Genomic DNA, 24,518 nt, shown 5'->3' with positions numbered 1-24,518 from the left:
ATGGCCAGATTTCCCGGGTCCTACGATGATGCGCATGCGTCATTTCACCGTTGATCTGAACCAGGAGAGATCCGCCACCCTGGAGGCGGTCCTCTTCGACGCCCCCTCCGCCGAGGAACAACCGACCCCGCTGGAGCATCCCCGGCCCGCGGTGATCATCGCCCCGGGCGGGGGATACATGATGCTGTCGCAGCGGGAGTCCGATCCGGTGGCGGTCGCCTTCCTGCGCCGCGGGTTCAACGTCTTCGTGCTGCGTTACTCGCTGCGGGAACACGCCGCCTACCCCAATCCCGCCGTCGACGCGGCGCAGGCCGTGCGGTGGATACGCGCCCATGCCGGCGAGGTGGGTGTCGACCCAGGGCGGGTGAACCTCCTGGGATTCTCGGCGGGCGGGCACGTCGCCGCGCTGCTGGGCACCCACTGGAACCGCGACGACCTGGTGGCGGCCGAACGCGCCGAGTACGAGGCCACCGGCCGGGGTGATCTGTTGCGTCACGGTTCGCGACCCGACGCGCTCGTGATCTGCTACGGGGCGTTCAACGCCGACTGGGTGGACGGTGACGAGGAGATCCTGCGCACCGCGGCCCGCGTGGACTGCATCTCGGCGGTGACCGGGGAGACCCCGCCCGCCTTCGTGTGGACCACCGGTCAGGACGAGGTGGTGCCGCCCTCGCAGTCGCTGCGTTTCGTCACCGCGCTGGCCGAGGCCGGGGTGCCGTTCGAATACCACCACTTCCAGTGGGGCTGTCACGGCCTGTCGACCGCCGACGAGCTGTGCAGCGCAGACCGGGAATCGCTGCCGGTCAACGTTGCTTCCTGGGTGGACCTGGCAGCCAACTGGCTGCGCAAGATTGGAGAGGAAAAATGACCAACGCATGGAGTGATCTGGGCGACTACACCAACCTACCGAGGCTGGGGTCGCTGGCGATCTCCCCGCAGGGACGGGTGCTGGTGTCCGTCGCCCACCGGAACCGGGAACGCACCGGCTACCGGTCGTCGTGGTGGGAGCTCGACCCCGAGGGCCAGCGACCCGCGCGGCGCCTGACCCGTTCGGAGGAGGGCGAGAGTTTCGGCGCCTTCACCGCGGACGGGGATTTCCTGTTCGGCTCGAAACGACCCGTGCCCGGCACCGGCGAGGTGAAACCGGACGAGGACGACGGCGTGGTCTGGTTGCTGCCCGCCGAGGGCGGTGAGGCCCGCCCGGTGGCGCGTCGCTCCGGTGGGTTCAGCGGGGTCGTCGCCGCGACCGGTTCCCGCACGGTGATCGCCCGCACCCCGGCCCACATCGGCGTCGCGGACGACGAGGCTGACGCCGCCAAACGCAAGGCTCGCCGCGAACGCAAGGTGACCGCCATCCTCCACGACAGCTACCCGGTCCGGTACTGGGACCACGACCTGGGGCCCGTAGCGGACAGGCTCGCCGTCCTGGACCTCGACGGTGGCTGTGAACCGCTGACCGGGGACGTGGGCCGCGCCCTGGAGGAGACGACGCTGTCGCTGAGCGCCGACGGCCAGAAACTCGCCGCAGGCTGGGCCTCGCCGCGGGGAGTTGCGGAGGTGGCCCTGTCTGTGGCGGTCATCGACGTGACGACGGGGCAACGCCGGATGGTCGCCTCCGACGACGCCGACGAGTTCACCGGTCCTGTGATCTCCCGCGACGGCCGGTTGATCGCGTGCGTGCGCATCATCTGCTCCACTCCGGAAACCGCCCCGGTGCAGCGCCTGTGGCTGGTCGGGGAGGATGGCGAGGGCAGGGAACTGGCCCCCGCCTGGGATCGCTGGGGTACGCCGGTGGCCTTCAGCCCTGATGCCGGGACGCTCTACGCCGTGGCCGACGAGGACGGCGACGCCCCGATCTTCGCCATCGAAGTGGCCTCCGGGAAGGTGCGCCGCCTCACCGGTGAGGGTGCCTTCACCTCGGTGCGGATCACCGAGGATGGCCGGAGACTGTACGCGGTGCGGTCGTCCTACCAGGATCCGGGCAGCGTCGTCGCCATCGACACCGCCACCGGGGAGACCACCAAACTTCCGGTGCCCGTCGACCACCCGGAGCTGCCCGGCAGGCTGGAGCGCATCGAGACCACCGCCGCCGACGGGGCGCGCGTGCCCGGTTACCTGCTGCTGCCTCCCGGTGACGGTCCCGCGCCGTTGGCGCTGTGGATCCACGGCGGCCCGTTGAGTTCCTGGAACTCGTGGAGCTGGCGCTGGTGCCCGTGGCTTCTGGTCAGCCGGGGCTGGGCGGTGCTGCTGCCCGATCCGGCGCTGTCCACGGGATACGGCCAGGACCACATCCAGCGCGGCTGGGGACGCTGGGGCGCGGAACCGTTCACCGACCTGATGGCCCTGACCGACCACGTCGTCGCCCGGGACGACATCGACCGGGACCGCACCGTCGCCATGGGCGGGTCGTTCGGCGGCTACATGGCCAACTGGGTGGCGGGACACACGGACCGGTTCCGGGCCATCGTCACCCACGCCAGCCTGTGGAACCTGGACACCTTCGGCGACACCACCGACGCCGCCTGGTACTGGGAACGCGAGATGTCGCCCGGGATGCGGGAGCGGTACTCGCCACACAACGCCGCAGCCGACATCGTCACCCCGATGCTGGTGATCCACGGCGACAGGGACTACCGGGTGCCGATCGGCGAGGGCCTGGCCCTGTGGCGGGAACTGGCCGCGGGCTGGGCGGGGAAACCGGAGGACTTCCCGCACAGGTTCCTGTACTTCCCCGACGAGAACCACTGGATCCTGTCCCCGCAGCACGCCGAGCTCTGGTACGAGACCGTGCTCTCCTTCATCGAGGCGGGCATCGGCAAGGCCGGTTTCACCCGGCCCGAGCTGCTCTGATCCGGTTCACCGGCCGGTCGGCGGGGTGGTGCCCCGGGGTCCGGCCGCCGGGGACCGGGGCACCGGGTATCCCGCCAACCGGTCCGCGACGGCGCCGGTCAGCTGCTCCAGGGGACCCGAGGCGAACATCTGCGACCACAACCCGCACGCCACCACCAGGCCGAGGCACAGCCAGCCCCCGGTTCCCCCGTCGGCGACGAGACCCTCCGGTTGGGCGTCGGTCAGGACCACGACGTGGACCACGTATGCCGTCAACGCCATCGACCCGACACCCGTCAGGGGCAGCAGCACCCACCGCGACCACGGCAGCCGGCCCAGCAGCACCAGACCGGCGATCAGCGCGAGCGCCAGGCCTCCCGAGGAGAGCACCTCGAAGACGGTGCCCGAGTTGGGTTCGAAGGACCACAGCGCCCGCTGCCAGTCGATGCCGGTCGCCGGATCCGTGGTCGGGTCGATCCCGGTGGTGGGGGTGGCCGAGCGCTGGACGTCGGTGAACAGCGGTGCCGGGGAACCGGCGGAGATCACGAACGGGGCCGCGAAACCGGCGAACAGCACCAGACCAGCCACCAGGAAACCCCGCAGCGCCCTGGTGTTGTCCAGGCCGAAACGCCCCAGGGCCATGCCCGCCAGGACGAAGGCCATCCACACCAGCGCGGGGGAGACGGTGGTCACAAGCAGGGTGGGGACGAAATTGCCCCCGAGATCGGGGGAACCGTACCCCCATGTGGGGATCCACAGCGGCAAACCGGTCACCAGCAGCTTGCCTGCCAACGCCAGGCAGCAGGCGACGACCAGGAGGGTGCGGGGCCGCCAGCGCAGCGCGGGCAGGGAGAGGACGAACCAGAAAGCGTAGGAGGCCAGGATCACCTGGATGGTGGTCGGAAGCATCGACAACGCCCCGGCGATCACCAGCAGCACGACGGCCCTGCCCAGGACGGTGGCGCGGGCCCGCAGCAGGTCGTCGCCCCCGAGCCTCCGGGAGCCCCCGCTGATGATGGCCAGCGAGACCCCCGCCACGGTGGCGAACAGAATTCCTGATCGGCCGTGGACGAAACCGAGCAGCGCGGCCGGTCCCGAACCCCAGGCAGGAGTGAGCACGGAGTGCGCGATCACCATGCCCAGGACGGCCAGGCCGCGGGCGGCGTCGAGCCCGGGGACGCGGTAACCCGGGGCCTGCACGTGGCGTGGCTGTGGCCACCAGGGGCGGGCCGGACGGAGGGAAAGCGGCATCTGCTGTGTGACTGACACCCAGCCAACCTAGGCCACTTCGGGACCGAGCGCGGGTTTTCCGCGAACGCCGGGCGTCCGGCCGCCGGGCGCGGGCCGGGGAACCCGGTGGGACAACCCCGGTGGCTTGAACGCTGTTCAAGCGTTTACCCCTGTCAGTGGGGGGTGAAACCCGGATTGGCTGGTTGCGCCGATGCAGGGGGGTGCGTTCCCCGAAGTTGTCCCGGCATGGTTGGATAGGGACCATGAGTCCTCGAAAGATCGGCGTCACCGAGCTGGTGCTCAGGGACGCACACCAGAGTTTGATGGCAACCCGAATGGCCTTGGAAGACATGGTCGACGCCTGTGCAGACATCGATGCCGCAGGTTACTGGTCCGTGGAGTGTTGGGGTGGTGCAACCTTCGATTCCTGTATCCGCTTCCTCAATGAGGATCCCTGGGTCAGGCTCCGTACGTTCCGTGAACTGATGCCCAATACCCGTCTCCAGATGCTGCTGCGTGGCCAGAACCTTCTCGGCTACCGCCACTACGAGGACACGGTGGTGGAAGAGTTCGTCGAGAAGTCGGCTGAGAACGGCATGGACGTCTTCCGTGTCTTTGACGCCCTCAACGACCCCCGCAACATGGCCCAGGCGATGCAGGCCGTCAAGAAGGTCGGCAAGCACGCCCAGGGCACCATCTGCTACACCATCTCGCCGGTCCACACCGTCGAGGGCTACGTGAAGCTCGCCGGGCAGCTCATCGACATGGGCGCCGAGTCGATCGCCCTCAAGGACATGGCCGCCCTCCTCCAGCCGCAGCCCGCCTACGACATCATCCGCGGCATCAAGGAAACCTACGGCGACGTCCAGATCAACGTTCACTGCCACTCCACCACGGGCGTCACCCTCGTCAGCCTCATGAAGGCCATCGAGGCGGGTGCCGACGTGGTCGACACGGCCATCTCGTCGATGAGCCTCGGCCCCGGCCACAACCCGACCGAATCCTTCGTGGAGATGCTCGAGGGCACCGACTACACCACCGACCTCGACATGGACCGCCTCGTCAAGATCCGCGACCACTTCGCGAAGATCCGCCCGAAGTACGCCGAGTTCGAGTCGGCCACGCTGGTGGACACCGGCATCTTCTCCTCCCAGATCCCCGGCGGCATGCTCTCCAACATGGAATCGCAGCTCAAGGCCCAGGGCGCGGGCGACCGCATCGACGAGGTCATGGCCGAGGTGCCGCTGGTCAAGGCCGACGCAGGCCATCCGCCGCTGGTCACCCCGTCCTCCCAGATCGTCGGCACCCAGGCCGTCTTCAACGTCCTGATGGGCCGCTACAAGGTGCTGACGGGCGAGTTCGCGGACCTCATGCTCGGCTACTACGGCGAATGCCTCGGCGAGCGCAACCCCGAGGTCATCAAGCTGGCGCAGGCGCAGGCCAAGAAGGACCCCATCACGGTGCGTCCCGCGGACCTGCTCAAGCCCGAATGGGACGAACTCGTCGCCCAGGCCAAGGAACTCGAAGGTGCCGACGGCACCGAGGAGGACGTCCTGACCAACGCCATGTTCCCGGGGGTGGCTCCCGGGTTCTTCAAGACCCGCGCTGAGGGTCCCAAGAACGTCGGCAAGACCGCTGAGCAGCTGGCCGCCGAGGAAGAGGCCGCCAAGCGCAAGGCCCAGGGGATCTCCGGTCCCGTCAAGTACAACGTCACCATCGCTGGCCGTTCGCACAGCGTTTCCGTCGAGCCCGCCTGAGGAGCGAAATGAGCAAGCAACACACCATGGCCGAGCGCCTTCAGCAGCTCGAGGAGGCCCGGGCAAAGGTCGAGGCCGGAGGCGGCGCCGACAAGCTGGACAAGCAGCGTGCCCGCGGCAAGATGACCGCCCGCGAGCGCATCGAAGAGCTGATCGACGAGGGCTCCTTCCAGGAAACCGGCGCTTTCCGCCGCAACCGCACCACCACCTTCGGCATGGACAAGACCTACATGGCCGCCGACGGTGTGGTGACGGGTTCCGCGACCGTGCTGGGCCGTCCCATCCACCTGGCCAGCCAGGACTTCACCGTGATGGGTGGTTCGGCCGGTGAGACCCACTCCATCAAGGTCACCGAAATGCTGGAGGCGTCGCTGTCCACCGGAACCCCGTTCATCTTCATCAACGACTCGGGCGGCGCCCGCGTGCAGGAGGGCATTGATTCCCTCTCCGGCTACGGCAAGGTCTTCTACGCCAACGTGCTGCTCTCCGGTGCGGTGCCGCAGATCTCGATCATCTCCGGTCCCTGTGCGGGTGGCGCGGCCTACTCGCCGGCCCTGACCGACTTCATCATCCAGACCCGCAAGGCCCACATGTTCATCACGGGCCCGGGCGTGATCAAGCAGGTCACGGGCGAAGAAGTCACCCAGGACGCCCTCGGCGGCGCCGACGCCCACATGGGTCGCTCCGGTGTCATCGACTTCGTTGCCGACGACGACGAGCAGGCCATCCTGATCGCGAAGAAGCTGCTCAGCTTCCTGCCGCAGAACAACTCCGAAGAGCCCCCGATCGTCGATCCCGACGACTCGATCGAGCCCAACGAGAAGCTGCGCGAGATCATCCCGCTCGAGGGCAACAAGGGCTATGACATCCGCGACGTCATTGCCGAAATCGTCGATCACCGCGACTTCCTCGAGGTGCAGGCCGGCTGGGCCAAGAGCATCGTGGTCGGCTTCGCCCGCATCAACGGCCGCTCGATCGGCATCATCGCGAACCAGCCGAGCGTCATGTCGGGTGTCCTCGACATCGACTCCTCGGACAAGGGCAGCAAGTTCATCCGCTTCTGCAACGCGTTCAACATTCCCGTGGTGAACCTCGTCGACGTCCCCGGCTTCCTGCCCGGCGTCGCCCAGGAGCACGGCGGCATCATCCGCCACGGCGCGAAGATGCTGTTCGCCTACTCCGCCGCGACCGTCCCGAAGATCACCGTCGTGCTGCGCAAGGCCTACGGCGGCGCCTACCTGGCGATGTGCTCGAAGGACCTGGGTGCCGACAAGGTGTTCGCCTGGCCGACCGCCGAAATCGCCGTCATGGGTGCCGAGGGCGCCGCGAACGTGGTGTTCCGCCGCGAGATCGAGGCCGCCGAGGACACCGAGGCTCGCCGCGAGGAGCTCGTGGAGGAGTACCGTGAGACCTTCTCGACGCCGTACATGGCTGCCTCCCGTGGTCTGGTTGACGACATCATCGACCCGGCGGACACCCGCCGCGAGATCGCGCTGTCGCTGGAACTGCTGGCCGGTAAGCGCCAGCTGCGTCCCGCGAAGAAGCACGGCCTCTTCCCAGCCTGATCGGAGTCGTAGATGTCTGACAACAACGCTGCGCTCCTCGCGGCGGTCGAGAAGCTGACGGCTCAGCTCAAGACCCTCGATGAGCGTCTCGCCAAGCTCGAAGCCCGGCAGGGGATCCCCGAGGAGGATCTCGTTGCGATCGGAGCCGCCGTCGCGGCCTCCCTCGGGCACAAGGCCAAGGTGCGGGCGGTCCGTTTCAGCGCCCAGTCCGGCTGGGTCCGGGCCACCCGCGAACAGTCCCACAACCGTGCTGTCCCGCACGTTCGCTGATTGAAGGAGACAACCCATGAAACTGAAGGTGACCGTCAATCAGACGGAGTACGAGATTGACGTCGAGGTCGAGAAGGAAACCCCAAGCCTTCCGCCGATCGTGATCGGTGGCTCGGGTGGCGCACCGGCGGCGGCCCCGGCCCCGTCGGCCGCTGGCGCGGCTGGCGCCAACGCCGTCGTCGCACCGCTGGCCGGGTCGGTGGCCCGCATTCTCGTCGCCGAGGGCGACGAGGTCGAGGCAGGCCAGGTGCTCCTGGTCCTGGAGGCCATGAAGATGGAAACCGAGATCACGGCCCCCGCGGCCGGCACGGTTTCGGCCATCCTCGTCAAGCCGGGTGAGCCCGTCCAGGGCGGCCAGGGCCTCATCGAGCTCTGACCCGTCAACCACGCGAAGGGGCCGCACCCATTGGGTGCGGCCCCTTCAAAGTGGTGTCGTACCTGAGGCGAAGCTAGGGAAAGCACACACCAACCACTATTTTATACTTAAAGTAAATCAGGAAACGGTGGAGCTTGGGCAAGCGTGATTGACGAAAGTCAAAATAAGAACTTGCGGACTAGTCTAATATATTTAGCTGAGGCTACCCCAACTATAGTTGCTGATGCTTGGGCTTCTGCATAAAACGCCGGCACTGACTAGGGAACCCTAGTCGCAAGCCACGGGGAGGTGGAAACATGTTGGAGTTGCTCGGAAGCGTTGAGCCGAATGGATGGATCTGCGGAGGTATTTGCGGCTTGGGATGCGGCGCAGCATGTACGGTCGGCTGCACAGGGGCCTGTGCTGCGGATGGCATGCTCCCGGTCCTCGATAGCTTCAGCTGGAAGCTGGCTGTCGTTGGCGGTGGAGGTGGTCTCGGAACTGTTCACGGATGGGTTAGAAACTACTAGGCGAGCGGCGGTTGGGCGGTTGGCAGTACCGCAGGCTGTCAACCGCCTTCCGCGTGGGAGGTCGTGCTCTATGAAACCATTTCAGGTGGAACTGAATTCTGAAGGCCGAACCTGTTACACATATGACACAGAGCATTGTCTGATTGCGCCGTCGAGGTTGCTTCCCTTATGGCCTAAAGGACGGCGCCATGTGCCATCGCTAGATCCTGTAAGCGCAAAAACCATAGAACATCATGTGCGTCGACAGGGGTTCGGGGAGCTGATCCTTGAGCTTACTGAAGTCTGTAATTTTCGATGCCGGTATTGTGTGTATTCTACTGTATATCCTAATTCGCGCGCGCATGGAATACGTCAGATGAGTCGTGAGCGAGCGCTGGCTGCAACTAAGTGGTACATAGATTCGGTGCAGACATTCGAAGAATACAACCCGAGAAGGCGGCCTATAGTCACTTTTTACGGTGGAGAACCGTTGGCAAACTGGAGTGTATTGAGAGAATGTGTGAATTTTGCTGAAGAATACTCCCCTCGGCCATGCCTTTTTCTGCTCACTACTAACGGCTCATTGGTCACTGATAGAGTAGCTAAATTTTTTGTGGCTCACGATATGTTGCCGACTTTCAGTATAGATGGTCCTGCGTCAGAGCATGATAGGAATCGACGTTTCTCGGGAGGAAAGCCAACGCATAGTCGCGTGATGACCGGAGTCCAGCGCTACATCCAAGCGTCTGGATGCGAAGCTTTTGTGAATACCGTCTATGACCCTAAAACAGATCTCGAAGCTGTGATGAATTTTTTCATTGAGCATCCAGAACTTGTTCCCTTTAGTGTCACACCCGTCAATCCGTTTGATACGTTGTACTATGAGCAGTTTACGGCAGGCGAGAAAGAGAGATTAATTACCCAACATCGGGAAATGTTGAACCTTTTCATTCGTGTGATGACTGACCCTGCAGACGCGTCTGATCTTGGTCAGCGACGATTTTTGTATGCTCTTGTAGGTCGGTCGCTACTTCAACCGTTCCTCAAAACGCATGAGCGCGAGGAAACCGATCGAATCATTCAGTACACGGGAACTTGTGTTCCGGGAGACAAGATTTACGTTGCAGTTGACGGGCGCTTGCATGCTTGCGAGAGGGTTGAACATAGTCGCCCGATTGGTACGGTTGAAGATGGACTTGACTTTGAAAGTATTGCTTCATTAGTCAATGAGCTTCGAGCCCTGATGAAGGGTTGCACCGCATGTGACATCAGAAACAGCTGTGGTTCCTGCCTGCAAACATTCCTTAGTGGTGCTGTCCTCCGGCGCAATGAGGGGATATGCTGCGATGGGGTAAATGACTTCTATGGTGCCCTAACCGCAAGTATTGAGCTTGCAGAAATCGATCCTTCCTGGATTGAACGATATACTTCAGAGTATCATTCAGCTATAGCGCGTGCGGCGGTGAGATTACAGTGACTAAGAGATTTTTTCGATTGAAAAGCGATGTGTATCTTGCTAAGGGCGAGCCCAAATCTGCTCTTTATGATGGAGGGCATCAGCGAGTTTTTCTTCTTGAAGAAGATCGTATGAGAGCGCTAGATCTTGCAGAAAAAAACATCCCGCTCGAAGCTGTTGCTGACGAACTTCATATAGCAGTAAATGAAGTTGTTGCGTGGATGAATGAACTGCAAGCAGAGGGGCTAGGTGACTATCTGGCTGCCCCTGCTTTCGTGGAGAAGGTTAACTACTTCCCGCGCTGGCAGACTGAGTATGTTTTTCAGACTCCTCCTGTGATCACTACTGGTTTCTTGGTTGTTGCAGCTCCATGTAACCTAAATTGTAGTTATAGCTCCCATTTAACAAGATGTCGTTGTGTTTGGTGTTTTCTGGGGTATTACCCAAGGTTTTGCTGCGGGGGCGGCATGTCGTGTTGCATCATTTTTACCGGAGCGCTTGAATAAGAGTTGTGGAAGGATTCGCTGCCGGATATGAAGAACTTTTGCAGGATTATCAGGTGAATGCTGTGTATCCGTCGATGCGGAAACGAGCGATGGGGCTGTTGATGCTGCATGTCGGGATCCCGGTGGAACAGGTTTCCAGGGTGGTCGGGAAGTCCGAGAGGTCGTTGCAGCGCTGGGTCGCTGAATGGCGTGATGAACGGATGGCCTCCTTGTACACCGGGCACATCGGGAACCGGAATGCAGCGAAACTGTCCCAAGCACAGCATGACGAGGTGATGCGGGTACTGCAAACCCCTCCCACCGACCCTGACGGGCTGCCGGTGGGGTTCTGGAGTCTGCCAAGGTTGAAGGACTACATTGCCACCGAGTTCGAGGTCGTCCTCGCGTCGGACTCCTCCTACCAGGTGCTGCTCCACCATGCTGGACTGTCGTTCAAGCAGCCCGCCGCCCGGGACCAGCGCCGCCCCGCCGAGGAGGTCGTGGCAGCCCGTGTGGAACAGATCCGCGACCTGGTCGATCACGCACGTGCGCAAGGGTATCTCGTGTTCGCAGCTGACGAGGTGCGCATCGAACACGAAGCACTCACCCGACGAGCCTGGTGCCGCCGAGGGGTACCCACCGTGCTGGAAGTGGACCGGCAACGCCGCTGCCAGTCCTACATCGGGTTCCTCAACCAGGCTGACGGGAGTGTGGAACTCACAGCGCTGGACTGGCAGAACAGTCACACCATCATCGATGCCCTCACCCAACTCGTCGACAAACATCCCGGCCAGAAGATCACGATCGTGTGGGACAACGCCGGATGGCACAAATCCCGGGAACTGAAACAACACCTCGGTAAAGGAAACAGGTTTGCAGACATCACCCTCCTGTGGCTGCCACCCTACTGCCCTGACCACAACCCCATCGAGCATGTTTGGGGCGAAGCAAAAACCCACATCAGCAACCTCCAACGCCCCCACTTCACCGACACCCGAAACGCATTCGAAACCTACATACGAAAGAAGAAATTCCCGTACCGCCTATAAACGACATCCTGTTTCAAGACTGCTATACTGCGACTCGCAAGAGCTCGATTTGCACCTTAGCTGCTGGCGCTGCGTTAAGGGTGAGGGTTTGAGGGAGCGTGGAATCAAGAACTTGGTCAGAGTGATTAGAAAGTACTGGAATCTTGGTGTACAGAAGCTCTGTATAACCACACCGCCAACTGTGGACATTATGAGCATTCTTATGCCGTTGGTAGCCGAGGCGGAAAAGTATGAGTTTAAGCCAGAAATTATTTCGGATATATCGATAGTAATGAATTCGGGATATCGCGCCTTGAAGAATCGCGTCAATTTGCTTTTGAAAGTTGATGTCGAGCGTTACCCGATACCCACTTTTGTGGAAGCAATTTCCAAAATTCCTGCGGAGTCTTGCTTGCTCTTGGTTGGCGATGAATCGAGGCTTCTTGAAGACTTCAAGAGCATACTTGGGGATTTAAGGATTGACTGGTTGGAAACATCGGTCATAATGCCGCGGTCGTTCCATGTCCCACATAGGTTGTCCTCCCCACTTCCAGATACAAAGACGCTTAATAGGCGACAAAGAATGCATAGTTGTTTAGGATCTACGCTGGCGGTGCATTCAGATGGTATCGTTTCTACGTGTCCTATGCTGCGTACCCACTCTTTGGCGAGTGAATTTGATATTGTCCGGGCGCTACAGTCTGATGATTTCCTGCGGCAGCGGAGTCTAGCTATGGATACTATTTTCCCGTGTGCTTCCTGTGGGCTTCGTTATGCATGTACTGATTGTCGGTACATTGACTTACGTGCTGGAGCGGAAATTGATCAGTGTGTAACTTGCGATCGATTGGATGGGTCCAATGCAGTTGGAAGTTAAGTCGGTTTCGAAATCCCTCCGGGGGATTCAAGTTCTCGAAAAGGTCAGCTGCTGCGTGGAGCAGGGGGAGGTCGTAGGGTTGGTTGGTCCGAACGGTGCGGGAAAAACCACCCTGCTCAGGCTGATCCTGGGGCTCCTGTCGCCGGATGAGGGAAGGGTCATCATTGATGGCCGCCCGGCAGAGGACGCGCTGTCCAGGAAACGTGTTGGGTACTGTCTTGACAACGACGGGCTGTATCCGGCCTTGACCGGTTCGCAGAATCTGGTCTTCTTCCAGAAGGCTTTGGGGGTGAATGCCGGCCGCGTCGATGAAATGATCGAGCTGCTCGGGTTGAGCGATGTGGCGAACGTCCCCGTGTCAGCTTATTCCAAGGGAATGCGAAGGCGCTTGGCAATTGCTCGCTCGATGCTTTCATCTCCCGCTCTTCTGCTGCTTGACGAACCCTTTTCCGGTCTCGATCCATCCGGTCAGAGGCATCTGATCTCCTTCCTTGAGGAGTTGCGCGGTCAGGTTGGGGTTCTTTTCTCCTCGCACGACCTGCACATAGTGTTCGCGCATGCGCGGCGGGTGGTCGGCCTCAAGAAAGTGGTTGTCTTCGACGCCGCTCCCGGGCAGTTCTGGGATGGTTCCGAGGATCTGCTGGAGAGATATTCGGAGGCGTTCGATGAGTAGGGTCCCGAGATTGATGAAAGCCGTCGCCTACAAGGAGTGGCGGGGGCTCTTGGCGAAAGGGCTGGCCGGAAGACTGGGGTTTGCTTTCCTGTTCCCCGCGATGATGCTCGGTAAAGCTGTCTCGGCTGCGGAAAGCAGTCCGGCAGAATCCGTTTCGTGGTCGCTGTTCGCAATTCTTTTCTCCGCCATGGTGGGGATGTTGTCCACCACCCGGTTCGGGGAGGAGAGAGGCTATGGCACCCTGGAGTCCTTCCTTGGGCTTCCCTACGGGGTGCGCTCGCTCTTTCTCTCGAAACTTCTTGTTCCCTTCCTGGTGAGTTTCGGTCTCGGCTGCATTTTCGCCGTATTCAATCTGTGCTGGGCTCACGCTCAGGGCTTTGAATCAAATTGGGTGCTTTCCGTTGTTCCGGCGGTCTTGGTCTTCGGGTGGGTGCTGGCTGTTGAATCGGCAATACTGGTCGGCTACGCCATGTGGATGATGTCGGAGAACGCCGCGAAGTGGGCTCAGATGTCCGTGGTGGGGTTCTACGGGGGCGGCATGGCGCTTCCGATGCTGGGGGGCGTGGCCGTGTCCGTTAGCGCTCTCGTCCTGGTCCTGGCCCTGGCGGCCGCGGTGCTTGGTCTGCTGTGCTTCCTCGCCCTGAGAAAACTGTCGGTCGAGAGAATCGTGCTGAACTCCGGATAGGTGCGATCCGTGGTGCCGGGAGCCGATCCGCCTTGATTTCGGAGGCAGAGTGAGCTGAACGACCAGCGGGCGAGTAGCGGCGTCGTGGGGTCGGCAAGGCCGGCTGGTGGGGTAGTAGCCTGATGGCTCGGCGCCGTTTGGGCGAGAGGGCGTGCATGTTATCTGCCGGGAAGCACCAAGGACAATCGAAACCCGACCGCGCGATGTGGCGATTCGCGTTCCTGATCTGCCTGGAGGCGGACGCCACCTCCCGGGCGCGGAACCTGACGGTGATCGGCGCCGTCGTTGCGGGGGCGTTCGCGCGGATCCTCGCCCCGGTGGTGCTGGGGCTCGGGTTGGAGCTCGCCCTCCAAGGCGCGTGGTGGCGCTGGGGTCTGCCCGTCGTCGCGGTGCTCTACGCGGCGATCTGGTGGCTGGGAAGCGCGGGCCGGGCCTGTTTCCTGCCGACCTACGGCCGCCTGGAACAGGCCATGCAGTCCCGTTTCATGGTTCGTGCCCTGGACCGCAGCAACCGGTCCGACCCGCGCGCCAGGGGACGGGTGGACGAGTCCACCGTGGGTTTCGCCATCGACTCCGCGGCGTCCGCCCTGCGCGAGGGACTGAGTTGCCTGCACCTGTCCCTGCTGCCCGCCGGGGTCAGCATTCTCGCGGGTACGGCGACGGTCGGCCTCGTGGGAGGAATCGGGGTGCTCGCCGTCTTCCTGGCCACCGTGCTGGTCTACGCCGCCATCAGCACCCCACTGATCCGCCGCCATCAACGCCTCCAGACGCTCTTCTTCAAGGAGGCGATGCGAAGCTTCGGGGTGCTGGTGAACCTGCTGTCCCTGTGGCGGGAAACCAGGATCTTCGACGGCCACGCCCACGCCCGGCAGTGGTACCGGCGCGACAGATCGAGGGTCGAGCGCCGCGCCATGCGCTCCTACCGCGCCACCCGCGGCCTCCAGGTGAGCCAGGCCCTGGTGCTCGCGGCCGGGATCGCCGTCGCGCTCTGCCTGTTCGCCCGGGCCGGCGAACCCCCGTCGCTGGGCGTCATGATCGCGGTCTCCGGGGTTTTCCTGTCCGCCGTCGCGCCCCTGCAGGACGCCGGTTTCGGCCTGTCCACCCTGGCGGTCTCGGAGAGCCAGTACCGGGAGGCGCAGACCAGGATCGACCCGCCGGTCGACGACGCCGCCGGGGCGCTGGGTGCCGCGCCGGAACCGCCGGCGTGGACGCCCGGGAGGCCCGTCTGGTGTCTTGGCGACAGCGGGGCCGGCAAGACCACCTGGGCGGAGCGGTTCCTGGGGATCCGGGGCCTGGCCGACGGGAGCCTCCGCGCCGGAACCGGCCGCGGGGGAACCCTCTCCTACCTGCCCCAGGAACCGGGTCTGCTGGCAGGCACGGTCATCGACAACGTGCGTTTCGGACGCGACCTGCCACCCGGTGCCGTCGACGGGATCCTCCGGGAACTCGGCCTGGGGGAGTTCTCCCGGGGCGGGGCCCGCGAGCACGAGGTGATCGCCCCCGAGCGGGGCGGGGGCTCGGGGGGGGGGGGGCGGCGGGTCGCGCTGGGCAGGGCGGTCGCCGACGAGGCCAGCCGGGCCGCGGGCCTGGACGAACCGGCCGCCGGGACGGGCGGCGACCTCACGGACCGGGGGTGGCGCATCCGCGAGGCGCGTGCCGAGCGGGGCGCCCTGGGGGTCGCCACCCCCGGGGGCGGCGGGTCGCGCTGGCCAGGGCGTTCGCCGACGAGTCCAGCCGGATCGTGGTCCTGGACGAACCGACCGCCGGGATGGACGCGAACCTCAGGGACCGGGTGTGGCGCATCATCGAGTCGCGTGCCGAACGGTGCGTCGTCGTGGTCGCCACCCACGACCCGCAGGCCCCCATCCGACCCGACGACCCGGCCATCACCCTCCCTGCGGACTGATCCCTGGTTTCCGCCGGGACCGGGCAGACTTGGTGGGGTGACGAGGAAGAAGACCGCGAAACCCCAGCCCCCGGTCGCGTTGTGGCATCCGCTACTCGCCCTGGCGGCGCGGGTGGTCCCGCTGCTGGCGTTCGGTTTCTGGCTGCTGTCTGCCGGGCACAATCCCTACTGGTACGACGAGGGCCGGGCGATCCTCGGTGTGCTCAACCTGGCGTTGCTGTGGTGGCTGCTCAAGCGGGAACGGACGGGCCTCCGGAGGTTCATGGGGTCGTTCACCGCCAGCGATCTCAAGTGGTCGCTGGCGGTCGGTACATGCATGGTCTGCATCTCGCTGCTGGCCTACGCCTTCGCGGAGAGCTGGCTCCGCGTGGAGGGGAAACCCACCCCCACACCGGACACCCCGCTGTGGTTGCTGGTCGCGCAGATCCTGCTGATACCGGCCTGGGTGGCTTTCGTGGACGGCCTGCTGTTCTTCGGCTACGCGCTGCCGCGGCTGCGCGAACGACTCGGGGCGGTGTGGGCCGCCGTGATCGTCATCCTGGGGTTCACGCTGCTGCAGGTCGGTTTCGCGCCCCTTTCCCCGACCCGGGTGGCCGCCGAGGCCGTCCGGGGGGTGTTGCTGGCGATCCCTCCTGTGCTGGTGGCGCTCAGGACACGGAACGTGTGGCCGGGTTTCCTCGGCTACCTGCTCATGATCCTGCTGAACGACTGGCCGAGCGTCCTGTACACCCTGATTCTGCTGCTCAGCTGGTCGGGGCTGTGGATCGGCCTGTTCGTCGGTTTCATCGTCATGATCTTCTGGCTCGGCATGAGCCGCCGGAGTTGACCCCGTCGCCGGCGCAACGTTGTGGAGGGGCCGCCGAAGCGACCCCTCCATCTTGTTCACGATCTGCCGTGCGACCTGTCACGCGTCGCTTTCCGGGCGGATCTGGTCGCCCTCGTCCGGGTTGACCGGGCGGATCACCAGCACGTCGCAGTGGGCTCGCCTGACGACGACGCTGGCGACGTCACCGAGCAGGCGGCCGGCGATCGAGCGGTCGCGGATGGCGCCGATCACGATGAGATCCCCGAGGTGCTGTTTCGAGCTGCTGAGCAGCGCCTCGGCGGGATCCGCTTCCACCAGCAGGGTGGCCTTCACGCGCGCCCCGGCGGCGACGGCGATGTCCTTGGCGTGTGTGACGGCCAGCGTGGCCGCTTCCTTGCCCGGAACCTGCCCGATGCGGCTCGGTGCGGTCTCGGTCAGCGGCACCTTCGCGTCGGCCCTTCGGGAACCGCCGCCGTAGGCGCACACGATGACCAGGTCGGCGTCCTCCTTGGTCGCGATCCACGCGGCCCGGGCGACGGTCGGCACGGCGAGTTCGGAACCATCGGTTCCGACGACGACCGTGGTGTAGTCCTTGAGCATTTCCCCTCCAATCGTGGGAGATCAGTTTTCGGCAGGCACGGGTTCGGACAGATCGTCGACGTCCTTGACGATCGGCGGCTCCTTGATCCAGAGCATCGCGATGGCCGCCAGGGCCAGGAGGACGGCGGCGAAGGTGATCGCGTTGCCGGGCTGGTCACCGATCAGCTTGTAGACGGTGCCGAAGGTGGCGGTCTGGATGAGCATCGGGATGACGATCATCATGTTGATGATGCCCATGTAGACGCCGTAGCGGGTGGACGGGATCATGCGGACTGCCATGATGTAGGGAACGCCCAAGATGGAGGCCCACGCGATACCCAGGCCGATGATCGGCACGAACAGCAGGTACTTGTCGGTGATGTGCGGGAAGAAGGCCAGGCCGACCGCCGCCAGCAGCAGGCAGGTGGTGTGGACGAACTTCGCACCGTGCCGCTTGGCCAGGACCACCAGAGCGAAGGCCACGCAGAAGGTCACGACGTTGTAGGCACCGTTGACCAGGCCGGTCCATGCCGTGGCCTGCTCGAACAAGGTCTTGTACCGATCCGGATCGGCTTCCTTCAGGGCATGGGTCGCCCCGAAGATGGACTCCCCTACGGACAGCGACACGTACTGCCAGTAGCAGTTCATGGCGTACCACTGGAACAGGTAGACCAGCGCCAGCTTGCGCAGCTGGACGGGCATCTCGACGATGGCGTCCCAGATCTCCTTGACGGTGCCGACGAAACTGGTCTTGTGGGCGCGCAGCTCGGCGAGTTCCTCGGGCGTGGGTTCGAGTTCCTTGGTGCTGAGGATCGAGACCAGCACGGTGGCGATGGAGGCGACGGTGCCCAGCATGAATGAGGCCATCACCCAGGAGGGAAGGCTGCCGAAGATGCCGGGGATGACCTGCTGGAACACGAACAGCGACACGTTGGCCAGGGTGATTCCGAGGCCGGCGAAGAAGGACTGGGCCAGGAAGCCCTTGGCCAGCTGCGACGGCGGCAGTCTGTCGGAGATGAACGCCCGGTAGGGCTCCATGGCGGTGTTGTTGGACACATCGAGCAGCCACAGCAGCAGCACGGCCATCCACACCGCGGAGGCGAAGGGGAACAGGAACAGGCACACGGAGCAGCCGATGGCGCCGGCCAGCAGGAAGGGACGCCTGCGGCCCCACTTCGGAACCCATGTCTTGTCCGAGATGGCGCCGATCATGGGCTGGATCAGCAGGCCGGTGATCGGCCCGGCCAGGTTCAGCAGCGGCATCTCCTCGGGGTCTGCGCCGAGGAACTGGTAGATGGGGTTGATGGCCGTCTGCTGCATGCCGAAGGAGTACTGGACACCGAAGAATCCCAGGTTCATCAGCAGGATCTGCGGCATCGTCATGAGCGGCTTCCGCCGCACAACCGTCGCGCTCATCGGGAAACTCCCTCAGGGTTGGCGGCCAGGAAATCCTCGAGGCGGTTCAGTTCCCGTTCCCAACCAGTGGCGTGGTACTCGGCGCGGGAGGGTTCGTAGGGTCCCTGAACGATGCGCACGAGGGTTCCGCCGCCGTCGCGGCCGTACTTGGTGAACTCGACACGCAGTTCCATGGGAATGTCGGGATCGATGCCGGGGTCGCCGGTGATGCGCTGGCGGGCAACGAAGACGTCCGGATCGAAGTACTCGGTGAAGACCGCATCCGTGGTGACCCTGACAGTCGGGTCGTTGTCGCGGATCTTCACGTGGTGGTGCTTGCCGCCGAGCTTCAATTCGGAGGAAACCGTTTCCTGCTCGACGTGCCACCCGGGGCTGCCTCGCCACAGCATCATCTCCTCGGGTGCCGTCCACGCCTTGAAAACACGTTTCTGGGGGTAGTCGAACTTTCGCTCGACGATCAACATGACATTGGCGACCATTGCTCACTCCTGTTGATGTGGAACTGCCCACATGACTTGGTACCCACCCTAAACCTGTCCATACTCCAGGGGTACGTTCCTCGACAAAGATTTCAGGATGTTGCCTGCATTCTTTCGAGCGCCAGCAGGGGTGTCAACCCTTGATACCAGGACGGGAGAGGTCGGCATTGTCCTCGCTGCTTCCCGTTCGAACCGTATGGGTGGCGAGGTGCCGACCGGTCATCGTGGTCCGCCGCCTGACCAGGTCCGCGGGGGTCCCCTCGAAGATCAGCAGCCCGCCGGCGTGCCCGGCGCCCGGTCCCAGATCGATGATCCAGTCGGCATGGGCGATGACCGCCTGGTGGTGTTCGATCACGATCACCGATTTCCCGGAGTCGACGATCCGGTCCAGCAGCGTCAACAGCTGCCTCACATCGGCGGGATGCAGGCCCGTCGTCGGTTCGTCCAGCACATGAATGGTGCTGTCGGAACCGAGCTCCGAGGCCAGTTTCAGACGTTGACGTTCACCGCCGGACAGGGTGGTCAGGGGTTGCCCGAGAGTGAGATAACCCAGTCCGACGTCCAGCAGGGAACTCAGAATCCGGTGCGCCGCGGGAACACGCACCCCACCCGCACCGAAGAAACCGACCGCCTCGGAAACCGGCATCGACAGCACCTCCGAGATGTTGCGCCCGCCCAGGCGGTGGTTCAGCACCTCGTCCCGGAAACGCCGTCCCCCGCACTCGTCGCAGGTGGTTGCGACCCCCGCCATCATCGCCAGGTCCGTGTAGATCACCCCGGCCCCGTTGCAGGCCGGGCAGGCGCCTTCCGAATTGGGGGAGAACAGGGACGGCTTCACCCCGTTCTCCTTCGCGAAGGCCTTGCGAACCGGGTCCAACAGACCCGTGTAGGTGGCCGGGTTGCTGCGGCGGGAGCCCTTGATCACCGACTGGTCGATCACCGCGACCCCGTCGCGGCCGGCCACCGAGCCGTGGATCAGCGACGACTTGCCCGATCCCGCCACCCCCGTGACGACCACCAGACACCCCAGCGGGATGTCGACGTCCACCCCGCGCAGGTTGTTGGTGTCCGCGCCCCGGATCTCAAGAAAACCCCGGGGTTCGCGTACTCGGTCCTTCAGATGCGCCCGGTCGTCGAGGTGACGGCCCGTGAGGGTGCCGCTGGCGCGCAGCTCGTCGACGGTGCCCTCGAAACAGATCCGCCCACCCCCGTACCCGGCACCGGGGCCGAGATCGACGACGTGATCGGCGATGGCGATCAGCTCCGGTTCGTGCTCCACCACCAGCACAGTGTTTCCCTTGTCCCGCAGCTCCAGCAGCAGGTCACCCATGCGTTTCACGTCGTGGGGATGCAACCCGATGGACGGTTCGTCGAAAACGTAGGTGATGTCCGTCAGCGACGATCCCAGGTGCCGGATCATCCGGGTGCGTTGCGCCTCACCACCCGACAGGGTCCCCGAGGGGCGATCCAGTGACAGGTAACCGAGCCCGATGCGGACGAAGGCGTCGACGGTTTCCCGCAGGGAGGTGAGCAGCGGGGCCACGGACGGCTCCTCGATTTCCCGGAGCCAACTGGTCAGGTCGCTGACCTGCATCGCGCAGGCATCCGCGATGGAGACACCAGCGATCCTGGATTCACGGGCAGCGGTGTTCAGCCTGGTGCCCTCGCACTCAGGACAGACCCCGAAGGTGACAGCACGCTCCACGAAGGATCGGACGTGGGGTTGCATCGCCTCGACATCCTTGCCCAGGAAGGATTTCCGGATCCTCGGGATCAGACCCTCGAATGTGACGTTGACACCGTTCACCGTCGTCCGAGTGGCTTCCTTGTGCAGCAGAACGTCAAGCTCGCGCTCGGAGTAGTGACCTATGGGTTTGTTCGGATCGAGGAAACCGGAATTGCGGTAAATGCGACCGTACCAGCCGTCGATGGAATAACCGGGAACCAACAACGCACCCTCGTTCAGCGACCTCTCCGCGTCGAAGAGGGCGGTTGGATCGAAATCGGACACCCTCCCGAGCCCTTCGCAGCGCGGGCACATGCCACCCACCACCTCGAATTCACGCCGTTGTTTCCGTGTTCTGCCTCCCCTGGTCGTGGTGATCGCCCCGGCCCCGGAAACGGATGCGACGTTGAACGAGAACGCCTTCGGACCGCCGATGTGGGGTTTCCCGAGACGGCTGAAAAGAATGCGGAGCCGGGCGTTCACGTCGGTGGCGGTGCCGAGCGTGGAGCGGGGGTTCGCGCTCAGCCTTTCCTGATCGACGATGATCGCGGTGGTGAGGCCGTCGAGAAAATCGACGTCAGGCCTGTCGAGGGTGGGAAGGAAACCCTGCACGAAGGCCGAATGGGTCTCGTTGATCATCCGCTGCGACTCCGCCGCGATGGTGTCGAGAACCAGCGATGACTTCCCGGAGCCGGAGATCCCGGTGAACACGGTGAGACGGCGTTTGGGCAGGTCGAGGTTGACGTCCTTCAGGTTGTTCTCCCGGGCGCCACGGATCCGGATCACGTCATGGGAGTCGGCGGGATGGGGTTTCGGCATGGGCGTCCTCGGGTGATCTGCGGTGCACGTGTCATCCGTCAGGAATCCCGGGCACCGGGTGGGTGCTGTTCGCAGGGATAAGGAGTTCTAGAGTAGGAGAACGTGAGTTCCGATCCGTCCTCGATGTACAACACCACCACATCACACACCACCGCCGGAGCCCCGGGGCTCCGGCGTTTCGCTGCCGCCGTCATTCTGGCGGGAATCACCGCGGGTGTCACCGGATGGGCCTGCGCGCACCTGCTGCACACCGTGGAACACTTCGTCTGGAGCATCTCCGAGGGACACCTGATCACGGCCCTGGAAACCGTCCCGTGGTGGCGTCGGCTCCTCACCCTCGCAGCGGCCGGTGTGATCGGTGCGGTGTCGTGGGTGCTGCTGCACCGCACCGGACCCGGACCGGTGTCGACGGAGCAGGCCGTGGCAGGCAGCCGCATGCCGGTGCTGCGCACCATCTGGCACGCCGCAACGCAGATCGTCATCATCGCCATGGGCGCCTCACTCGGCCGCGAGGTCGCGCCGCGGGAGGCCGGTGCCGCACTGTCCGGATGGATCAGCGACCGGTTCGGCCTGGACGAGGAGGACCGGCGGATCCTGGTGGCCTGCGGGGCCGGGGCGGGCCTGGCGGCCGTCTACGGCATCCCCCTGTCCGGCATCTTCTTCGCCCTCGAGGCGCTCCTCGCCACCTTCTCGAAACGCTCCCTGGCCGCTGCGCTGGCGGTCTCAGGCATCGCGGTGTTCGTCTCGACCGGGTGGGGCAGACCGGAGGTCTACTACAGGATGCCGGAGCTGGTCTCCTCGCCCGCGCTGGTGGCGTGGGCCGTGTTGTGCGGCCCGGTGATCGGTCTGGCCGGGGCGCTCTTCGGTGAAGCGGTCACACGCGCCGAACGGAAACGCCCGACCACCACCCGGCTTCTGTGGATCATGCCCCTCGGATTCGCCGTGGTCGGGGCGATCTCCATCTGGGTGCCGTGGGTACTGGGCAACGGCCACCCGGTCACGCAGACCGTCACGAATCAGGTGGCGGAGGTCGGGCCTCAGGCGCTGGGGCTGATCGCCCTGCTGCTGATCGCCAAGGCGGTCACCACACTGATCACGGTCAGGGTGGGCGCCTGGGGAGGCACCCTGAACCCCGGCATCGCGCTGGGCGCGGCCCTCGGCGGATTGACGGGACTCGTGTGGTCGCTGATCTGGCCGGGATCCAACCTCGTCGCCTGCGTGTTCATCGGTGCCGCGGCCTTCCTCGGCGCCTCCATCAAGGCCCCACTGACCGGATTCGCGCTGGTGCTGGAGCTGACGCACTCCGGCGCGACGATCCTGGTGCCGACGGCCCTGGCGATCGCGGGAGCCACGGCGGCCGCATCCTGGTGGCGGAACCGCGGAAAGAAACAGGACGAAGGCAAGGACGACGAGGAAACGGGTCCCGTCGCTCTCACGACAGGACCCGTTGAGAAGGCGAACTGAACTTTCCGAGACTACTTCTTGCCCTGGTTCTTGACGGCCTCGATGGAGGAGGCGGCGGCCTCCGGATCGAGGTAGCGACCACCTTTGACGAGGGGTCGGTGGTTCTCGTCGAGTTCGTACAGCAGGGGGATCCCGGTGGGGATGTTCAGCCCCGCGATGTCCTCGTCGGAGATGCCGTCCAGATGCTTGACCAGCGCGCGCAGGGAGTTGCCGTGCGCGGTGACCAGGACGGTGTGACCGGCATCCAGATCCGGGATGATGGACTCCTCCCAGTACGGCAGCATGCGCGCCACGACGTCCTTGAGACACTCGGTGCGGGGACGCTCGTCGGCGGGGATGTCGGCGTAGCGGGGATCGTTGAACTGCGAGTACTCCGCGTCGGTGTCCTGCACCGGCGGCGGGGTGTCGTAGCTGCGGCGCCACAACATGAACTGCTCGTCACCGTACTTGTCACGGGTGGCGGTCTTGTCCAGGCCCTGCAGCGCCCCGTAGTGGCGTTCGTTGAGACGCCAGCTGCGCCGCACCGGAATCCAGTGTCGGTCGCAGCCGTCGAGGGCCAGGTAGGCGGTGTGGATGGCGCGACGCAGCAGCGAGGTGTGCAGCACAGTCGGCAGCAGCCCCTCCGAGGTCAGCAGCTCCGCTGCTTTCCGGGCCTCGGCCTCACCCTTCTCGTTGATGTCGACGTCCACCCAGCCGGTGAACAGGTTCTTCGCGTTCCATTCGCTCTCGCCGTGACGGAGCAGGATCAGCTTTCCGGTCATGGCGTCAGCCTACAAGGCGGGCGAATCCTTGCACACGGTTCACCCGTGTCGATTTCACATCGGCCTCAGGCGATGACCCCGAACTTGTAGCCCGCCTCCTTGTAGGCGCTGATGATCTGGGGCATCGCCTTGACCGTCATGTCCTTGCCCTCGGCGTCGTGTGCGAGCATCACCGCGACCTTCAGGCCCTCACCGATCGCGGAGGTCGCCATCTTCACCATGCCCGCGACATCCTTGGGTTGGCGATTCTTCGGCTCGGCATCACCCGTGAGGCAGTTCCAGTCGATCCAGTGCACACCCTCGGCCGCCAGGGCCTCGTCGGCGGCCTCCAACCTCTTCCAGCTCATGTGGCCGCCGGGGTAGCGCCAGGTGTTGGTCTTGAAATCGGAGCCCAGGACCTCCTCGAGGGCCGCCTTGGTCTTCTCGTACTCACCCTTGATGGCCTCCACGCTTCCGGCGCGGCCGGGGTAGAGCTTGTTGTAGTTGTGGGTGTAGCTGTGCATGGCCACCGAATGTCCCTCCGCGATCTCGCGTTTGAGCGTCTCGGGTGCGCTGCTCACGATGTTCCCGACCACGAAGAACGTGCCGTGCACCCCGCCCGCCTTCAGGGCGTCCAGGATCTGCACCGAATTGGTATGGTTCGGGCCGTCGTCGAAGGTGAGGAAGACGATTTTCTCGGGGGCAGAACTGGGGTCCTTCATCCACGCCTGGACCTTCTCCGAGGGGTAGGCGTACTCGGCCGCGGCGTTGTTGTGGCTGGTGTTCGGCTTCAAGGCCTCGGGAGAAGCGCTCGGGGAAGGTGACGGAGAAGGCTCGGGGGATGGCGACGGGGAAGGCTCGGGGG

General features: G+C 64.3%; 20 protein-coding genes. 13 read left to right on the top strand and 7 right to left on the bottom strand.

Translation table 11 applies throughout. The features are described from left to right. Positions 1-34 precede the first annotated feature (34 nt). A complete protein-coding gene (locus tag E0E39_RS11335) occupies positions 35-868 on the top strand; it encodes an alpha/beta hydrolase (protein WP_165444756.1) in 834 nt (277 codons plus the stop codon). Continuing rightward, entirely contained in the window at positions 865-2,850 is a 1,986-nt protein-coding gene (locus E0E39_RS11330) for an alpha/beta fold hydrolase (RefSeq protein ID WP_130874834.1), read from the top strand. Before E0E39_RS11335 ends, E0E39_RS11330 begins: the two co-directional genes overlap by 4 nt. Positions 2,851-2,856: 6 nt before the next feature. Here the strand turns inward: E0E39_RS11330 and E0E39_RS11325 are convergent, their stop codons facing one another. Next, positions 2,857-4,098 carry a heparan-alpha-glucosaminide N-acetyltransferase domain-containing protein gene (locus E0E39_RS11325; protein ID WP_130874833.1) on the bottom strand — a complete coding sequence of 414 codons (1,242 nt, stop codon included), beginning with the start codon at positions 4,096-4,098 and terminating at the stop codon, positions 2,857-2,859. Positions 4,099-4,322: 224 nt separating this feature from the next. Between E0E39_RS11325 and E0E39_RS11320 the strand changes: the two genes are divergently transcribed. The 10 genes from E0E39_RS11320 to E0E39_RS11275 all read left to right on the top strand — a co-directional run bounded on the left by E0E39_RS11320 (position 4,323) and on the right by E0E39_RS11275 (position 16,451). Next, complete coding sequence (locus tag E0E39_RS11320; protein ID WP_130874832.1) at positions 4,323-5,816, top strand: methylmalonyl-CoA carboxytransferase subunit 5S; 1,494 nt, start codon at positions 4,323-4,325, stop codon at positions 5,814-5,816. Positions 5,817-5,824: 8 nt separating this feature from the next. Beyond that, a complete protein-coding gene (locus tag E0E39_RS11315; protein WP_130874831.1) occupies positions 5,825-7,381 on the top strand; it encodes an acyl-CoA carboxylase subunit beta in 1,557 nt (518 codons plus the stop codon). A gap of 12 nt (positions 7,382-7,393) precedes the next feature. Further along, positions 7,394-7,651, top strand: coding sequence for a hypothetical protein (locus E0E39_RS11310; RefSeq protein WP_051014921.1), 258 nt, complete (start codon positions 7,394-7,396; stop codon positions 7,649-7,651). 16 nt (positions 7,652-7,667) lie between these two features. Then, positions 7,668-8,027, top strand: coding sequence for a biotin/lipoyl-containing protein (locus E0E39_RS11305; RefSeq protein ID WP_014845770.1), 360 nt, complete (start codon positions 7,668-7,670; stop codon positions 8,025-8,027). Between the two features lie 327 nt (positions 8,028-8,354). Next, positions 8,355-9,992: a radical SAM protein gene (locus E0E39_RS11300; protein WP_130874830.1), complete on the top strand. Its 1,638-nt coding sequence runs from the start codon at positions 8,355-8,357 to the stop codon at positions 9,990-9,992. 17 nt (positions 9,993-10,009) lie between these two features. After that, on the top strand, positions 10,010-10,477 hold the full coding sequence (locus tag E0E39_RS11295) for a hypothetical protein (protein ID WP_130874829.1): 468 nt from the start codon (positions 10,010-10,012) through the stop codon (positions 10,475-10,477). 53 nt (positions 10,478-10,530) lie between these two features. After that, the gene (locus E0E39_RS11290; RefSeq protein ID WP_130874828.1) at positions 10,531-11,505 is read left to right on the top strand and encodes an IS630 family transposase; all 975 of its coding nucleotides are present in this window, start codon (positions 10,531-10,533) and stop codon (positions 11,503-11,505) included. Positions 11,506-12,344: 839 nt separating this feature from the next. After that, positions 12,345-13,034 carry an ABC transporter ATP-binding protein gene (locus E0E39_RS11285; protein WP_165444754.1) on the top strand — a complete coding sequence of 230 codons (690 nt, stop codon included), beginning with the start codon at positions 12,345-12,347 and terminating at the stop codon, positions 13,032-13,034. Next, positions 13,027-13,719, top strand: coding sequence for an ABC transporter permease (locus E0E39_RS11280; RefSeq protein ID WP_165444753.1), 693 nt, complete (start codon positions 13,027-13,029; stop codon positions 13,717-13,719). Before E0E39_RS11285 ends, E0E39_RS11280 begins: the two co-directional genes overlap by 8 nt. 155 nt (positions 13,720-13,874) lie before the next feature. Then, positions 13,875-16,451 carry a hypothetical protein gene (locus E0E39_RS11275; protein WP_130874825.1) on the top strand — a complete coding sequence of 859 codons (2,577 nt, stop codon included), beginning with the start codon at positions 13,875-13,877 and terminating at the stop codon, positions 16,449-16,451. A 78-nt stretch (positions 16,452-16,529) separates the two neighbouring features. Here the strand turns inward: E0E39_RS11275 and E0E39_RS11270 are convergent, their stop codons facing one another. From E0E39_RS11270 to E0E39_RS11255, 4 genes are all read right to left on the bottom strand, one after another. Then, positions 16,530-17,030, bottom strand: coding sequence for a universal stress protein (locus E0E39_RS11270; protein WP_130874824.1), 501 nt, complete (start codon positions 17,028-17,030; stop codon positions 16,530-16,532). 21 nt (positions 17,031-17,051) lie between these two features. Then, complete coding sequence (locus tag E0E39_RS11265) at positions 17,052-18,425, bottom strand: MFS transporter (RefSeq protein ID WP_130874823.1); 1,374 nt, start codon at positions 18,423-18,425, stop codon at positions 17,052-17,054. Further along, positions 18,422-18,904 (bottom strand): SRPBCC family protein, encoded by a 483-nt coding sequence (locus E0E39_RS11260; RefSeq protein ID WP_130874822.1) that lies wholly within the window; start codon positions 18,902-18,904, stop codon positions 18,422-18,424. The genes E0E39_RS11265 and E0E39_RS11260 overlap by 4 nt, the downstream gene beginning before the upstream one ends. Positions 18,905-19,037: 133 nt before the next feature. Next, positions 19,038-21,449: an ATP-binding cassette domain-containing protein gene (locus E0E39_RS11255; protein ID WP_130874821.1), complete on the bottom strand. Its 2,412-nt coding sequence runs from the start codon at positions 21,447-21,449 to the stop codon at positions 19,038-19,040. Between the two features lie 102 nt (positions 21,450-21,551). Here E0E39_RS11255 and E0E39_RS11250 point away from each other — a divergent pair, with 102 nt between their 5' ends. Then, on the top strand, positions 21,552-22,913 hold the full coding sequence (locus E0E39_RS11250) for a chloride channel protein (protein ID WP_130874820.1): 1,362 nt from the start codon (positions 21,552-21,554) through the stop codon (positions 22,911-22,913). Positions 22,914-22,924: 11 nt separating this feature from the next. Here E0E39_RS11250 and E0E39_RS11245 read toward each other — a convergent pair whose 3' ends face one another. Both E0E39_RS11245 and E0E39_RS11240 read right to left on the bottom strand, forming a co-directional pair. Continuing rightward, entirely contained in the window at positions 22,925-23,674 is a 750-nt protein-coding gene (locus E0E39_RS11245; RefSeq protein WP_130874819.1) for a phosphoglyceromutase, read from the bottom strand. A 65-nt stretch (positions 23,675-23,739) separates the two neighbouring features. Continuing rightward, the coding region (locus tag E0E39_RS11240; RefSeq protein ID WP_207302479.1) for a polysaccharide deacetylase family protein at positions 23,740-24,518 on the bottom strand (779 nt) is incomplete at its 5' end.

This window comes from [Pseudopropionibacterium] massiliense (assembly GCF_900607225.1).
GTDB classification, from domain to species: Bacteria; Actinomycetota; Actinomycetes; order Propionibacteriales; family Propionibacteriaceae; genus Arachnia; species Arachnia massiliensis.
Note: the sequence above shows the minus strand (reverse complement) of the source record. Positions and strands in the feature narration are given on the sequence as shown.

What these genes read in the sequence shown, in the direction of transcription:
- E0E39_RS11335 (WP_165444756.1), top strand. Translation starts at nt 35, where the DNA reads ATGCGTCATTTCACCGTTGATCTGAACCAGGAGAGATCCGCCACCCTG.
- E0E39_RS11330 (WP_130874834.1), top strand. Translation starts at nt 865, where the DNA reads ATGACCAACGCATGGAGTGATCTGGGCGACTACACCAACCTACCGAGG.
- E0E39_RS11320 (WP_130874832.1), top strand. Translation starts at nt 4,323, where the DNA reads ATGAGTCCTCGAAAGATCGGCGTCACCGAGCTGGTGCTCAGGGACGCA.
- E0E39_RS11315 (WP_130874831.1), top strand. Translation starts at nt 5,825, where the DNA reads ATGAGCAAGCAACACACCATGGCCGAGCGCCTTCAGCAGCTCGAGGAG.
- E0E39_RS11310 (WP_051014921.1), top strand. Translation starts at nt 7,394, where the DNA reads ATGTCTGACAACAACGCTGCGCTCCTCGCGGCGGTCGAGAAGCTGACG.
- E0E39_RS11305 (WP_014845770.1), top strand. Translation starts at nt 7,668, where the DNA reads ATGAAACTGAAGGTGACCGTCAATCAGACGGAGTACGAGATTGACGTC.
- E0E39_RS11300 (WP_130874830.1), top strand. Translation starts at nt 8,355, where the DNA reads ATGGATGGATCTGCGGAGGTATTTGCGGCTTGGGATGCGGCGCAGCAT.
- E0E39_RS11285 (WP_165444754.1), top strand. Translation starts at nt 12,345, where the DNA reads ATGCAGTTGGAAGTTAAGTCGGTTTCGAAATCCCTCCGGGGGATTCAA.
- E0E39_RS11280 (WP_165444753.1), top strand. Translation starts at nt 13,027, where the DNA reads ATGAGTAGGGTCCCGAGATTGATGAAAGCCGTCGCCTACAAGGAGTGG.
- E0E39_RS11275 (WP_130874825.1), top strand. Translation starts at nt 13,875, where the DNA reads ATGTTATCTGCCGGGAAGCACCAAGGACAATCGAAACCCGACCGCGCG.
- E0E39_RS11270 (WP_130874824.1), bottom strand. Translation starts at nt 17,030, where the DNA reads ATGCTCAAGGACTACACCACGGTCGTCGTCGGAACCGATGGTTCCGAA.
- E0E39_RS11265 (WP_130874823.1), bottom strand. Translation starts at nt 18,425, where the DNA reads ATGAGCGCGACGGTTGTGCGGCGGAAGCCGCTCATGACGATGCCGCAG.
- E0E39_RS11260 (WP_130874822.1), bottom strand. Translation starts at nt 18,904, where the DNA reads ATGGTCGCCAATGTCATGTTGATCGTCGAGCGAAAGTTCGACTACCCC.
- E0E39_RS11255 (WP_130874821.1), bottom strand. Translation starts at nt 21,449, where the DNA reads ATGCCGAAACCCCATCCCGCCGACTCCCATGACGTGATCCGGATCCGT.
- E0E39_RS11245 (WP_130874819.1), bottom strand. Translation starts at nt 23,674, where the DNA reads ATGACCGGAAAGCTGATCCTGCTCCGTCACGGCGAGAGCGAATGGAAC.